A 13,620-nucleotide genomic window follows, 5' to 3' on the forward strand; every position below is an offset into this window, starting at 1 on the left:
TCTCTATTCCTTTATCGGCATTTTATTTTCATCAAGGGTAAAGCCTTCGCCTAGAACATCATGGACAATGGAAATCGAGATAAATGCATGTGGGTCGACAGAGGTGATGATCGTTTTTAACCGCATGATTTCATTTTTGGCAACAACACAATACAGTACATCCCGTTCTTTTTTTGTATAGAAACCATAGCTCCTGAGTGCAGTTACGCCGCGGTCCATTTCTTCCATAATTTTTTGGGCGATTTGCTCATTTTTTTCAGATATAATCATCGCTCCCCGTGCCGAATAGGCTCCTTCTTGAATAAAATCTATCACCTTTGCCCCGACAAAGACAGCCACAAGGGTGTACATCGCCTGTTTATAATTTAGATATGTCAGTAAAGACAAAGTAATGACGCATGCATCAAAAATGAAAAAGGTTTTTCCAATGTTCCAGCCGATAAACTTTTGCACCAATTTGGCGATAATGTCTACACCACCAGTTGTACCGCCGTAACGAAAAATAATTCCGAGGCCAATTCCGGCAAACACACCGGCAAATAATGCAGCAAGAGCCAAATCATGTTCTAGTGGCATTACAATTGAATACCGCTGGAAGATCCATAAAAAAATGGAAACCCCTATCGTTCCAATAATTGTATAGAAAAAAGCATTACGGCCTAACCATTTCCATCCTAGAAAAAATAAAGGGATATTAAGAATCAAGTTGCTATAGGAAGGGTCCCATTTCCACAAGAAATAAAGCAGGAGTGTGATTCCCGTAAATCCTCCTTCCGCAAGCTTGTTTTGCATATTAAAATGAACCAGGCCAAAAGAAAATATGGCAGTACCCAATAATATAAATAAAATATTTTTTATCTTCAGTCCCAAAATCACTTAAATTCCCCCCTTTTCCATATTTTTCACATCCACAGCGAAATTAATTATATCGAATAATGTAATGATGGGCAATTGTCGGCAAAAACTTGTCGTTTAATTGAAAACATTTGTAAATCGCCTTTTTTTTAGCTAACATGTAAAAGAGAAAAGCTTCGGCTTTAATAGAGAAAAATGGAACAAAATCGATAGTTTTGAGGTGATGCATATGGCGAAAGACGGGAAAACCATGAAACAGCTTCAGTCAGAGGTTGATACATATATAGGTCAATTTAAAGAAGGATATTTCAGCCCTTTGGCCATGCTCGCGCGGCTTACTGAAGAACTTGGCGAGCTGGCAAGGGAAATAAACCACCATTATGGGGAAAAACCAAAGAAGTCTTCTGAGACGGAAAAGGCCATTGAGGAAGAATTGGGGGATCTCCTGTTTGTCGTCATTTGTCTGGCAAATTCCTTACATATTGATTTGGAACAGGCCCATGATCTTGTGATGAACAAATTCAACACCAGAGACAAGGATCGTTGGACAAAAATTGATCAAGAAAGCTAGGAGTGAATATGTTGGAAACCATTAAAATTATTATTGCCGGTCCTAGGGGTCGTATGGGCAGCGAGGCAGTCAAACTAGTAACCAGTACAGAACATTTTGAGCTTGTTGGCACTGTCGACTATAAGCACGACGGAATAATGCTGAGCGATTTGCCTGGCTTTCAAACAGTCGGCAATGTCCCAATCTATGGCGACATTAAAGACTGCCTCGAAAATGTAACTGCTGATGTACTGATTGATTTAACCGTGCCTGAAACAGGCATGCGACATGCAAAAACTGCGTTGGAATACAATGTCCGTCCAGTTGTCGGGACAACAGGTTTTACAAAGGAAAATCTGGCTGAGCTTGAACAGGTTTGTCGTGAAAAAGAGCTTGGCTGTATCATTGCGCCCAATTTTGCAATAGGTGCTGTCCTAATGATGAAATTCTCGCAAATGGCCGCAAAATACTTTACGGATATCGAAATTATTGAACTGCATCATGATCAAAAGCTGGATGCACCATCTGGAACTGCCGTAAAAACCGCCGAATTGATTTCTTCAGTCAGGGACCCTAAGAAGCAGGGGCATCCAAATGAAAAGGAAACATTACCGGGCTCTAGAGGTGCTGATATAGATGGGATGCACATTCATTCTGTCCGATTGCCTGGTTTAATTGCCCATCAACAGGTGTTGTTCGGTTCTGATGGACAAACGTTGACGATTCGCCATGATTCCTACAACAGGGGATCGTTTATGTCAGGAGTCAAATTGGCCGTTGAAACGGTTATGAAACAAAATACCTTTGTGTACGGTCTTGAAAATATATTGGAGTAGGAGCCACAAGATGAATATTGCACTGATTGCCCATGATAAAAAGAAAGATGCCTTGGTACAATTCACCATAGCCTATAAGAATATTTTTGCCAAACACAGTTTGTTTGCTACTGGTACAACCGGCAAGCGCATTAACGAGGCGACCGGTTTGGAAATTACCCGGTTCAATTCGGGGCCGCTCGGTGGAGATCAGGAAATCGGGGCGATGATTGCTAAAAATAAGATGGATGCGATATTCTTTTTTCGGGATCCATTAACAGCCCAGCCGCATGAACCAGACGTTACCGCACTTGTCCGGCTTTGTGATGTCTATTCGATTCCTCTTGCTACCAACATGGGAACAGCCGAGTTATTAATCAGAGGGCTGGATGAGGGACTGCTCGATTGGAGAAATATCGCCAGGGAGAATGGTGATAAGGATGAAAAATAACCAGTTACATATCCTTGCCTTTGGTGCACATGCGGATGATGTCGAAATCGGCATGGGCGGGACGATTGCCAAATTCGCAGCTGAAGGCAAGCAGATTGGAATTTGTGATTTGACTGATGCCGAACTTTCATCGAATGGGACGGTATCACTCAGAAAAGAGGAAGCGGCCAGAGCCGCAGGATTGCTGGGAGTAAGGGTCAGGACCTCATTGGGAATGCCGGATCGGGGCCTGCTTCTGCATGAGGAATATATTAGAAAGATAGCGGGTGTCATTCGTACATATAAGCCTAAAATCGTATTTGCTCCTTATTATGAAGACCGCCATCCTGACCATGGGAATTGCGCCAGGCTGGTAGAAGAGGCGGTCTTTTCGGCCGGAATCAAAAACTTTCAAACCGAAAATGGTTTTGCGGCACATCGGGTAGAACGGGTATATTTTTATATGATTAACGGGTTTCATAAACCGGATGTTACTGTCGATATTTCCGGGTTTATCGCCCCAAAACTGGCTTCCCTAAGGGCCTATAAAAGTCAATTTGAAAAAACGGCTGAAAGTGTTGAGACGCCCCTTGTGAACGGTTATATTGAGACGGTTGAAGCAAGAGAAAAAATGTTTGGCAAACTAGTTGGGGTTAGCTATGCCGAGGGCTTCATAACAAAAGTTCCGATGCTCATAGACCGTGATTTGATAGGAGAATAACAAATGAAAAAACTAAAAATCGGCATTACTTGCTACCCGACTGTTGGCGGGTCAGGAGTAGTGGCCACTGAATTGGGTAAATTGCTGGCGGAAAAGGGCCATGAAATTCATTTTATTTCCTCTAGCATCCCGTTTCGATTAAATAAGATTTATCACAATATCTATTATCATCAGGTTGAGGTCAACCAATATTCCGTCTTTCAATACCCACCGTATGATATAGCTTTAGCAAGCAAAATGGCTGAGGTGGCGAACCGGGAGAAACTAGACATCCTGCACGTCCATTATGCGATTCCGCATGCAGTGTGCGCGATACTTGCCAAGCAAATGTCGGGCCGGGATATTAAAATTGTTACGACCTTGCACGGGACGGATATAACCGTATTAGGCTATGACCCATCGTTATCGGAAGCGATTAAATTTGGCATCGAAAAATCTGATGTCGTAACGGCTGTCTCAAACTCTCTGGTGAATCAGACTCATGAACTGATCAATCCCGATAAACAAATTGAAACAGTTTATAATTTTATTGATGACCGCATTTACCGAAAAAGTGACACCGGCCACTTAAAATCAGAATTTGGGATTGCACAACATGAAAAGGTCATTATTCATGTATCAAATTTCCGTGCTGTAAAACGGGTGACTGACGTCGTAAAAACGTTTGCCAACATCGCGGCGGGTCTGCCGGCGAAATTGCTTCTCGTTGGAGACGGGCCGGAGATGACGATTGTCTCCAAACTTGTCCGCAATCTTGGTCTTGAGGATCAAGTCATTTTCCTCGGGAAACAGGAAAATCTTGAGGAATTGTACTCTATCAGTGATTTAATGCTGCTGCTATCCGAAAAAGAAAGCTTTGGTCTTGTCGCCCTCGAGGCGATGGCCTGCGGTGTTCCGTGTATCGGAACTAATGTAGGCGGTATTCCCGAGGTAATTGAGCATGGGGTCACAGGGTATGTTTGTGAGCTTGGAGATATAAACGATTATTCCGATAAGGCGATTTCACTATTAAATGATGCCTCCCTTCATGGCCAATTTGCCAATAGGTCCGTTGAGACAGTCAAATCAAAATTTCAGGGCGGAAAAATTGTCGAGCAATATGAAAATCTATATTTCAGTCTGGTTTGAAGGTGAATAGGATGAGAGAGCCGTTTCTATCTGCTGTACCTTTATTAAAAAAATTGGAAGATTCGGGGTATGAGGCCTACTTTGTCGGCGGTTCTGTCAGAGATTATCTGCTGAACAAACAAATAAGCGATGTCGATATCGCAACCTCCGCCACTCCTGAAGAGGTAAAACGGATCTTCCCAAAAACTGTTGATGTTGGAATTGAACATGGAACGGTCCTTGTGTTACATCATCAAAAATCATATGAAATTACTACTTTTAGGACGGACGGGGAATATCAAGATTATCGCAGGCCAACAGAAGTGTCGTTTATCCGAAATCTTGAGGAAGACTTGAAGCGCCGGGATTTTACGATGAATGCCATCGCCATGGACAGTAAGGGGAAGGTATCTGATCCATTCAACGGGCAACAGGCTATAAAAGATCAAGTCATTAAGACTGTAGGCTTTGCTGCTGACCGTTTCCGAGAAGATGCCTTACGGATTATGAGGGCAGTCCGGTTTGTAAGCCAGCTCGGTTTTCAGATGGATAGAGAAACCCATTCTGCTCTGTCAACTCTAGGCCCTCTCCTTGAGAAAATCGCTGTAGAACGGAAACGGGCTGAATTTGAAAAATTGCTGATGGGAACGCATTGGCACAAGGCGGTTACCATCTTGCTTGAGTCCGGGCTGAACAATTTTTTGCCGGGACTGGACAAACGAAAGCAGCAGCTTGAAAAATTGCTAAGGTTTGACAGCGATCATCTTAGACTTATTGAAAGATGGTCATTGCTCATCTTCTGTCTGGAGTTAACGGACTCCCAAATCGAGGAGTTTTTAAGGAATTGGCGGCTGCCTGTAAAGGAAATAAAAGATATAAAGCACATAATGTTTTTCTTAAGAAAAAGGTTGGAGATGGATTGGTTGGTTTATGATCTTTACATGGCCGGAAGAGAAGCTGTTCAATCGGTGGAAAACCTCTATTTTGTCATTACTGGTATAAAGCAGGAAGAATCGGTACATAAATGGATTGCTGTGTACGACAGTCTGCCAATCAAGCAACGCTCAGATTTGGCGGTAACGGGAACTGACTTAATGGACTGGCTTCATCGCAAACCGGGTCCATGGTTAAAAGACACCATACTTAAGATAGAACACGCTATACTAGATGGTCAAATCAAGAACGATAAATCAACGATTAAGGAGTGGCTTTTACAGTGCAGTCAGAAATAAGAAAAAAACTGCTCGATGCTTTTACGAATAGTCAAGATTCCTATTTATCAGGCCAGTATATCGCTGAATTGATTGGCTGCTCAAGGACGGCAGTGTGGAAGCATATTGAGGAATTGCGCAAAGAAGGCTTTGAATTGGAGGCGGTCCGAAAGAAAGGTTACCGCATCATCAAAACTCCGGAAAAAATTACGGCGGATGAAATCAGACTGGGACTTGAGACCTCCTTTATCGGCAGAAATATCCATTATGAAGAAACCGTGGACTCGACTCAAAAAATCGCTCACGGGCTCGCCACCGAGGGTGTACCGGAAGGAACCGTTGTATTAGCCGAGGAACAGCTATCGGGTAAAGGAAGAATGAACAGAAAATGGCACTCGCCTAAATTTACCGGGGTATGGATGAGTCTTATTCTCAGGCCGAATATTCCCCTGACAAGATCGCCGCAGCTGACATTGTTAACAGCGGTCGCTATTGTTCAGGCGATTGAAGAAGTGACCGAACTTAAACCGGAAATCAAGTGGCCAAACGATATTATGATAAATGGCAAGAAAATTACCGGTATCTTAACCGAATTGCAGGCAGAGGCGGACCGGATTCATTCAATCATTATAGGTATTGGTATTAATGTAAATCAACAAGCGGTGGATTTTCCTGAAGAGCTTCGGGAAACGGCGACCTCGCTTTTTATTGAAGCGGGCGGGAATATTTCCCGAGCAGGCTTGATTAGAAGCATATTCAAGCATTTTGAAAAACTATATATGCTATACCTGGAACAGGGTTTTCTCCCGGTAAAGCTCTTATGGGAAAGCTATGCTGTCAGTATCGGAAAAAACTTGAAGGCTCGAACACTGACCGATGTCATAGAAGGGAGAGCCCTGGGGATAACCGATGATGGGGTGTTGAGAATAGAGGATCAGACCGGTACCATTCATCATGTTTATTCTGCCGATATCGAACTATAATTCAGGAAATTAAATCTTGTACTCATTTTGGTAATTTTGTTATAATTCTTACGGGCAGTATCTAACCAGAACTGCACCTTATGCTGTTTTTTAAAATTAAAGTTTTCTGCCTAGATCCGTGAATCGGACCGGGACAGAGGGATGGAACATGTCAAGAGTAACGGAATCCTTCTGCCTTCAGAGGGATTTTTTTATGCTCTTAAAACTTGTTTTGTCACCTCTCCCATCTCTACAAGGAGGAGAAATGATGAAGCAAACCACCGATTTTTTGAAAATGAAGCAAAACAATGAAAAGATTGTCATGCTGACGGCATATGACTACCCTTCCGCTAAACAAGCTGAGCAGGGCGGAGTCGATATGATTCTGGTCGGAGATTCGCTGGGCATGGTCGTTCTTGGATACGACTCCACGATCCCTGTGACATTGGAGGACATGATCCACCACACAAAAGCTGTTAAACGGGGAGCAAAGGATACCTTTATTGTAGCTGATATGCCTTTTCTCACCTACCATTTATCTGTCAAGGATACGCTGATTAATGCCGGAAGATTAATTCAGGAAACTGGGGCCCACGCTGTTAAACTCGAAGGAGCGGATGAGGTTCTTGAAAAAATTACTGCCTTGACAAGAGCGGGAATTCCTGTGTGTGCCCATTTAGGTCTCACACCGCAATCGGTTGGGGTTTTGGGCGGGTATAAAGTCCAGGGAAAGGATGCAGCTGCGGCCAGAAAATTAATTGAGGATGCAAAAAAGTGTGAACAGGCAGGTGCATTTGCGGTTGTTCTCGAATGTGTGCCGAAACAGTTGGCCGAAGAAGTGAGCAACTTAACCTCGATTCCGGTAATCGGTATTGGAGCGGGCGTTGATGTCGATGGACAGGTCTTGGTGTATCACGATATTTTGGGTTATGGTGTTGACCGGGTTCCAAAGTTCGTCAAACAATATCATTCCGTGAATCCGTTTATGATTGAATCGATTCAAACCTATGTATCAGATGTAAAGCAAAAGGTGTTCCCTGAAGACAAACATACATTCACCATGAAAGAAGAGCAGCTTAGGGCATTGTATGGAGGCAAAGAATGAGGGTCATTACAACCATAAAGGAAATGCAGGCAGAAATCATCAAGCAGAAAAAGTCCGGCAAGTCGATTGGATTTGTTCCGACCATGGGATATCTCCATGAGGGGCATTTAACCCTGATCAGGCAAGCGAGAAAAGAAACAAATATCGTAGTGGTAAGCATTTTTGTCAATCCGTTGCAATTTGGGCCAAATGAAGATTATGAATCCTACCCGCGTGACATTGCGCGTGATCAGGCGCTGACTGAGGCGGAGAACGTAGACTATGTGTTTCATCCGGCCGTTGAAGAAATGTACCCGGCACCGCCATCCTTAACAGTAATGGTTCGGGAACGGACAAATGTATTATGCGGAAAATCAAGACCTGGCCATTTTGATGGCGTCGCCACAGTGGTAACCAAATTATTTAACATTGTCAGGCCAACAAAGGCGTATTTTGGCAAAAAGGATGCTCAGCAGGTTGCGGTTATTGAAGGGTTGATTGCAGATCTTAATTTTCCGATTGAACTGCGGGCGGTGGAAATCATTCGCGAATCCGACGGGCTGGCAAAAAGTTCCCGTAATGTGAATCTCCTACCTGCAGAGCGTGAACAGGCGCCTGTCCTTTATAAATGCCTGCAGGCTGCAGAAGAGGCAATCCAGCAGGGAGAGCGAAATCCTGCCAGCCTCATTGAGATGATTAGCGAGATGATTTGCCGAGAATCAAAGGGAATCATTGATTATATTGAGATCCTTTCCTATCCGCAGTTAAAGCCGCTGGAAAAATTACAGGGCAGGATCATCATTGCACTTGCAGTAAAATTTACGGCAGTTCGGCTAATTGACAATATCATTATTGATTTAGAATAAAAGACACCGCCAGGGGAGGACCTAAATCCATGTTTCGCCACATGATGAATGGAAAAATCCATCGTGCAACAGTCACAGAAGCAAACCTAAACTATGTGGGCAGTATTACAATAGATGAAGATATTTTAGATGCGGTTGGCATGATTGGCAATGAAAAGGTGCAAATCGTCAACAATAATAACGGAGCCAGGTTTGAAACCTACATTATTCCGGGAGAACGTGGCAGCGGGGTGATTTGCATAAACGGCGCCGCCGCCCGTCTTGCCCAGCCTGGTGACATCGTGATCATTATTTCCTATGCAATAGTGCCGGAGGAAAAACTTTCCTCCCATCAGCCAAAAGTTGCGATTATGGAAGAAGACAATACAATCAAGGAACTGATTAAAGCTGAACCGGCACATACAATCATGTAACCAGTGAAAGGTCTCCATTTAGGGGACCTTTCTGTTTATTTGGCTCACAATTTCGTTTTTCTTTTTCACTATTTTATGATACCGTTTAAGGAATGAAGCTTTGGGGTGTTAATCAAATGTTAAATAATAAATATGTTGTAATCGATTTGGAGACCACGGGCAATCTTCCCAAAAAAGGCGACAGGATTATTCAGTTTGCAGCGGTCGTTATCGAAAATGGAATCATAACGGAAAAATACTCATCACTTATCAATCCCCAAAAATCTATCCCGGTATTTATTGAAGAATTAACCGGTATTAATGATGATATGGTTAAAGATGCTCCTGTTTTTTCGGAAATAGGTGCCAAAGTAATGGCGCTGTTGGATGGGGCTTATTTTGTGGCGCATAATGTTTTATTTGATCTATCTTTTCTTCAGGAAGAATTGCTTCAAGCAGGATTTGACGGGTTTTACGGTTCAGTTCTCGATACAGTGGAAATGGCCCGGATTCTATATCCGACTGCAGACGGCTATAAGCTGTCCGACTTGGCCGAGAGAGAGGGGCTAAACCACGACCGCCCTCATCAGGCGGACAGTGATGCTGAGGTTACTGCGCAGTTGTTTCTTATCTTTATAAAAAAGTTGACTCAATTGCCCCTGATTACGTTAAGGCACCTATTGCCGTTATCCGGAGGATTAAAAAGTGATTTGCAGCAATTGCTCGATGAGGTATTGGAAGATCCGGAGCTATCTGAGATGGAACTGCCCGATACTATTGAACTTTATAAAGGCTTGGCTCTTAAAAAATCTCCCTTAACTCCGGAAGACGGAAGGGCAGAACAAGCTATTTCTTACCCTGAGAATGAAGAGAAAAAAACGGATTTAATCAGCAGAGCTTTTGATTTTTATGAGAAACGTCCAGGGCAGTTTGCAATGATGGATACTGTCTTTCGCTCATTTGAGCGGGAACAGCACACGCTCATTGAAGCGGGAACCGGCGTTGGAAAATCATTGGGATACCTATTCCCTGCAGCATATTTTTCTAAAATGAAACAAAGCCCGGTTGTCGTCAGCACCCACACAATCCAACTGCAGGAGCAGTTATTATATAAGGAAATTCCGCTACTTAGGAATATTCTTCCCTTCCCAATCAGGACTGTTTTGCTGAAAGGGCGAAATCACTATATCAGTTTGGCAAGATTTCGGCAAAGCTTGCTGGAAGAGAACGATAATTATGATACAACACTATCAAAGATGCAAATTCTTATTTGGCTTACCGAGACAGAAACGGGAGACAAGGATGAATTAAATTTATCAAGCGGCGGGCAAATCTATTGGAATAAAATCAAGAATGACGGTGACATTCATTCACAAAAGCATGATCGCGAGGAACTGGATTTCTATCAGAGAGCAAAGCAGGATGCACAGAAGGCAAATATCATCATAACGAATCATTCCTTGCTATTGAGTGATTTACGTGAAAAGGGTTCGATTCTTCCCGACTATAAGTATGCGGTCATTGATGAAGGGCATCACCTTGAAAAAGCTGCAGTCCATTATTTTGGTGCCTCTTTGGATTATTTGTCGACAAGAATGTTAATTACCCAATTCGGCCAATTTGACCATAAACAGCTTTTCTATGAACTAGAGGAACTCCTGAAAAGTGTCCCTGTATCCGGCAACATGGTTTGGCAAGTGTTTGAAATTGAGCAATTGGTGCTCAACTTGAATTATGAAATGGATGAATTTTTCAAGCTGCTGGCGTTGTTTGCAAAACGGAAGCTGGCCAACAAAAATGGTTATTTTCGTTCCAAGGTGCGCTTTTCCCCATTGGAAGGCAGTAAAGAAAGCAAGGCTGTGCTGCACAGTGCCGAAAGGTTCAGCTTCTTAATCAAAGATTTACAGGAGGCGATTCGTGAAAGATTACAGTTGGTTTGGGAGCAGAACCACAAGTTGACGAAGAGCCAAGGAAGCAAACTTGAGGAGCTATTTATCTTTTTAAATGAGTTGGAGGAGTTAAGAACTAGGCTGAAGGCCTGCTTCATCCACGAGTCAAGGGATGTAAAATGGATTGAGATCGATCTTCGTTCACTGCAAAACGTGACGACGTTTATTGCCCAGCCTGCCTCGGTCGGAGAGCGGTTGAGGGAGCAGTTTTTTTCAGCCAAAAAAGCTGTTGTCATTACCTCTGCTACTTTAACCGTCAATAAATCCTTTGATTATATGGAAAAGGAATTGGGGCTCGATGCTGCATGCACTATGCAGCTGCAGATACCGTCACCATTTGTATACAAAGACCAGGTACGGATGCTCGTACCAGAGGACCTCCCGGAAATAAACAGCGTATCATTAGATGAATATGTCATCGCCATCACTGAGCATATCATTACGATTGCTGAAGCAACCAAGGGAAGAATGCTGCTGCTGTTTACAGCCTACGATATGCTGAAGAAAACGTATGAATTAATCAGAGAGAGCGGCTTTCTAGATGATTACGTGTTGATAGCCCAAGGCATTACGAGCGGTAGTAGAACGAGGCTCACGAGAAATTTCCAGCGCTATGATAAGGCGATACTGCTTGGAACAAGCAGTTTTTGGGAGGGGGTGGACATTCCCGGCGAAGATCTATCCTGTTTGGTTATTGTCAGGCTGCCATTTAGTCCGCCGGATGAGCCGCTTACCGAGGCTAAATGTCAATTGATTCAAAACCGAGGCGGCAATCCGTTCTCAGAATATTCGCTGCCGGAAGCTATAATCAGATTCAAGCAGGGATTTGGCCGATTAATCCGTACCGAAACCGATAAAGGTGTCGTGGTTGTTTTTGATAAAAGAATTGTAACTGCTAAATACGGCACGTGCTTTTTGAACTCAATTCCTCCGATTGACATTAAAAAAGGGCCAATAAACGAATTAATTCAAGTAATTGAAACTTGGTTATGATAAAAATTGGAAAATCACCCATACTAATAGTATGGGAGGTATGTAGGATGAGACTCTTACTAATACTATTTTCCTTGATGCTTCCGGCTTTATCAGCGGCAGCCGGGGCACCATCGATTTCAAGCAAGGTTGAAAATATAGAGTTAAATATAAAAGACCACGAGATGGCCGTGACATTTATCGGCCTGTCTTCTGGAGAAGCGACATTGATTCAGGGACCAAATAACGAAAACATCCTTGTTAATACAGGAAAGGAAGATACAGCGGCAGAGCTTGAAGGTTGGCTCCGCCTTTATGATGTTAAAAGGATCGGAACGCTAATCCTGACATCGGACGGATCTGGCCTTTCCTCTCAGCATGTCAATCATTTAATTGAGAAATATCAGATTAAAAAAATCATTACAACCTCTAAAATAGCACCATTGGTTACCAGCGAGTTGAAACATCAAAACCTTCTTCCTGTACTGGTATGGAAGGAGGGAATCAAGGAAACACTTCTTCCCGATTTAACCGTGGAGGTTGAATTCGCAGGTACAGGTGAAGATGAAGGCATGGATATTGTGTTGAGCTTTTTTAAACAGCGCGTCTTTCTTATGTCTTCCTATAGTGACCGCGCTGAGGAAGAATTGTTTAAAAAGAATCTGCAGGACATCAACGTTTTTAAAATCCCAAACTGCACCAAAGAAGATTCTTTATCTAAAAAATTGATACAATACTTAAATCCGCAAATTTCGGTTTTGTTTACACCGGAGGAAAAACATCTCGACCCCGAAATTCTTCACCATTTGCAAGATTCATGGTCGGAAGTTTATTTTACAAAACGGCATGGTACGATCACCTTAAAATTTACTGATTCTAAGTATGAGGTGTTTACCATACCGCCTGAAGCGGAACAGTAGGCCGGTATAATAAAAAAATTTATTTGTAAGCGTTTTGATGGGGGACAGGTTTTAGGTAATATTGTTATAATAGTGGTTAGAATCTTTGCTAACAAGCTTGAAAAGAGAAAAGTGGAGGAGAATCAATGGAAAGCAAAATGGAAGTGCTCTCAACAGTTAAGGTTCAATATGGCTCCGACCTTTATAAAATCGTTGATGCACTGAATCGAACATTAAAACATCAGGACCTCATGTTTGGACTCGCCCTTGATAAAGAAGATCAAAACAAAGCAATTTTTACGATATATCGTACATAAAGAAGTGATAAAGTGAAAAAATGGATTCTTATTTTAATAGCTGTTGTTATTGCTGCATTGGGAACTTCAATTAAAGTGTATCACAGTGCAACTGAACCGCTGAAGGACGCTCAAGATAAAGCGATTGCCCGTGCCAGCGCCCAAGTGCATTTCAGCAAGGTTGAGGATTTTCATATTTATAATGGTCTTGAAACTGTCTATGTAATTGAAGGTAAAAATCAGGACGGCAAGAAAATCATTGCATGGGTTCCTGATAAAAAAGGCAAAATTATTGTAAAGAAAGCAGCGGAAGGCCTGACAAAGCAGGAAGCCGTTCAGAAATTACTAGAGGAAAAAAATCCTGAAAAAATCATATCAGTCCGATTGGGTTTAGAAAAAAATATCCCGTTATGGGAAATTTATTATCGTTCAGACAATGATTTAATAAATTATTATTATATTCATTTTGAAACAGGAGAATGGCTGAAGAAAATTGAAAATCTTTAGCCCA

15 protein-coding genes are annotated in these 13,620 nt (G+C 42.5%); 14 read left to right on the top strand and 1 reads right to left on the bottom strand.

The features are described 5' to 3' along the window. Nucleotides 1–3: 3 nt before the first annotated feature. Nucleotides 4–876, bottom strand: coding sequence for a YitT family protein (locus M3234_RS16825; protein WP_262305815.1), 873 nt, complete (start codon nt 874–876; stop codon nt 4–6). A 208-nt stretch (nt 877–1,084) separates the two neighbouring features. On the opposite strand from M3234_RS16825, the gene M3234_RS16830 reads away from it, so the two are divergent. From M3234_RS16830 to M3234_RS16895, 14 genes are all read left to right on the top strand, one after another. Continuing rightward, entirely contained in the window at nt 1,085–1,426 is a 342-nt protein-coding gene (locus tag M3234_RS16830) for a nucleotide pyrophosphohydrolase (protein ID WP_066312930.1), read from the top strand. Between the two features lie 11 nt (nt 1,427–1,437). Beyond that, a complete protein-coding gene (gene dapB, locus M3234_RS16835) occupies nt 1,438–2,241 on the top strand; it encodes a 4-hydroxy-tetrahydrodipicolinate reductase (protein WP_262305913.1) in 804 nt (267 codons plus the stop codon). A 10-nt stretch (nt 2,242–2,251) separates the two neighbouring features. Next, on the top strand, nt 2,252–2,671 hold the full coding sequence (gene mgsA / locus M3234_RS16840; protein ID WP_262305816.1) for a methylglyoxal synthase: 420 nt from the start codon (nt 2,252–2,254) through the stop codon (nt 2,669–2,671). Next, entirely contained in the window at nt 2,661–3,371 is a 711-nt protein-coding gene (gene bshB1 / locus M3234_RS16845; protein WP_262305817.1) for a bacillithiol biosynthesis deacetylase BshB1, read from the top strand. Before mgsA ends, bshB1 begins: the two co-directional genes overlap by 11 nt. A gap of 3 nt (nt 3,372–3,374) precedes the next feature. Next, nucleotides 3,375–4,499, top strand: a complete 1,125-nt coding sequence (bshA, locus tag M3234_RS16850) for an N-acetyl-alpha-D-glucosaminyl L-malate synthase BshA (RefSeq protein ID WP_262305818.1) — start codon at nt 3,375–3,377, stop codon at nt 4,497–4,499. 11 nt (nt 4,500–4,510) lie between these two features. Beyond that, the gene (locus M3234_RS16855; RefSeq protein WP_262305819.1) at nt 4,511–5,710 is read left to right on the top strand and encodes a CCA tRNA nucleotidyltransferase; all 1,200 of its coding nucleotides are present in this window, start codon (nt 4,511–4,513) and stop codon (nt 5,708–5,710) included. Then, on the top strand, nt 5,695–6,672 hold the full coding sequence (locus M3234_RS16860) for a biotin--[acetyl-CoA-carboxylase] ligase (protein WP_262305820.1): 978 nt from the start codon (nt 5,695–5,697) through the stop codon (nt 6,670–6,672). Before M3234_RS16855 ends, M3234_RS16860 begins: the two co-directional genes overlap by 16 nt. Nucleotides 6,673–6,919: 247 nt before the next feature. Then, nucleotides 6,920–7,756: a 3-methyl-2-oxobutanoate hydroxymethyltransferase gene (gene panB / locus M3234_RS16865; RefSeq protein ID WP_262305914.1), complete on the top strand. Its 837-nt coding sequence runs from the start codon at nt 6,920–6,922 to the stop codon at nt 7,754–7,756. Next, on the top strand, nt 7,753–8,601 hold the full coding sequence (panC, locus tag M3234_RS16870; RefSeq protein WP_262305821.1) for a pantoate--beta-alanine ligase: 849 nt from the start codon (nt 7,753–7,755) through the stop codon (nt 8,599–8,601). Before panB ends, panC begins: the two co-directional genes overlap by 4 nt. A gap of 29 nt (nt 8,602–8,630) precedes the next feature. Then, entirely contained in the window at nt 8,631–9,014 is a 384-nt protein-coding gene (panD, locus tag M3234_RS16875) for an aspartate 1-decarboxylase (RefSeq protein WP_262305822.1), read from the top strand. 116 nt (nt 9,015–9,130) lie between these two features. Beyond that, entirely contained in the window at nt 9,131–11,935 is a 2,805-nt protein-coding gene (gene dinG, locus M3234_RS16880) for an ATP-dependent DNA helicase DinG (RefSeq protein WP_262305823.1), read from the top strand. 47 nt (nt 11,936–11,982) lie between these two features. Further along, nucleotides 11,983–12,834 carry a ComEC/Rec2 family competence protein gene (locus tag M3234_RS16885; protein ID WP_262305824.1) on the top strand — a complete coding sequence of 284 codons (852 nt, stop codon included), beginning with the start codon at nt 11,983–11,985 and terminating at the stop codon, nt 12,832–12,834. Nucleotides 12,835–12,959: 125 nt separating this feature from the next. Next, a complete protein-coding gene (locus M3234_RS16890) occupies nt 12,960–13,130 on the top strand; it encodes a YpmA family protein (RefSeq protein WP_262305825.1) in 171 nt (56 codons plus the stop codon). Nucleotides 13,131–13,142: 12 nt separating this feature from the next. Further along, nucleotides 13,143–13,616, top strand: a complete 474-nt coding sequence (locus M3234_RS16895; protein WP_262305826.1) for a cell wall elongation regulator TseB-like domain-containing protein — start codon at nt 13,143–13,145, stop codon at nt 13,614–13,616. Nucleotides 13,617–13,620: the final 4 nt, after the last annotated feature.

The organism is Neobacillus niacini (genome assembly GCF_023715785.1).
GTDB classification, from domain to species: Bacteria; Bacillota; Bacilli; order Bacillales; family Cytobacillaceae; genus Neobacillus; species Neobacillus niacini_E.

Bases quoted from the DNA above. Each gene is read 5' to 3' on its own strand.
- panC (WP_262305821.1), top strand. From the start codon at position 7,753: ATGAGGGTCATTACAACCATAAAGGAAATGCAGGCAGAAATCATCAAG.
- bshB1 (WP_262305817.1), top strand. From the start codon at position 2,661: ATGAAAAATAACCAGTTACATATCCTTGCCTTTGGTGCACATGCGGAT.
- bshA (WP_262305818.1), top strand. From the start codon at position 3,375: ATGAAAAAACTAAAAATCGGCATTACTTGCTACCCGACTGTTGGCGGG.
- panB (WP_262305914.1), top strand. From the start codon at position 6,920: ATGAAGCAAACCACCGATTTTTTGAAAATGAAGCAAAACAATGAAAAG.
- M3234_RS16830 (WP_066312930.1), top strand. From the start codon at position 1,085: ATGGCGAAAGACGGGAAAACCATGAAACAGCTTCAGTCAGAGGTTGAT.
- M3234_RS16855 (WP_262305819.1), top strand. From the start codon at position 4,511: ATGAGAGAGCCGTTTCTATCTGCTGTACCTTTATTAAAAAAATTGGAA.
- M3234_RS16890 (WP_262305825.1), top strand. From the start codon at position 12,960: ATGGAAAGCAAAATGGAAGTGCTCTCAACAGTTAAGGTTCAATATGGC.
- dinG (WP_262305823.1), top strand. From the start codon at position 9,131: ATGTTAAATAATAAATATGTTGTAATCGATTTGGAGACCACGGGCAAT.
- mgsA (WP_262305816.1), top strand. From the start codon at position 2,252: ATGAATATTGCACTGATTGCCCATGATAAAAAGAAAGATGCCTTGGTA.
- M3234_RS16885 (WP_262305824.1), top strand. From the start codon at position 11,983: ATGAGACTCTTACTAATACTATTTTCCTTGATGCTTCCGGCTTTATCA.
- panD (WP_262305822.1), top strand. From the start codon at position 8,631: ATGTTTCGCCACATGATGAATGGAAAAATCCATCGTGCAACAGTCACA.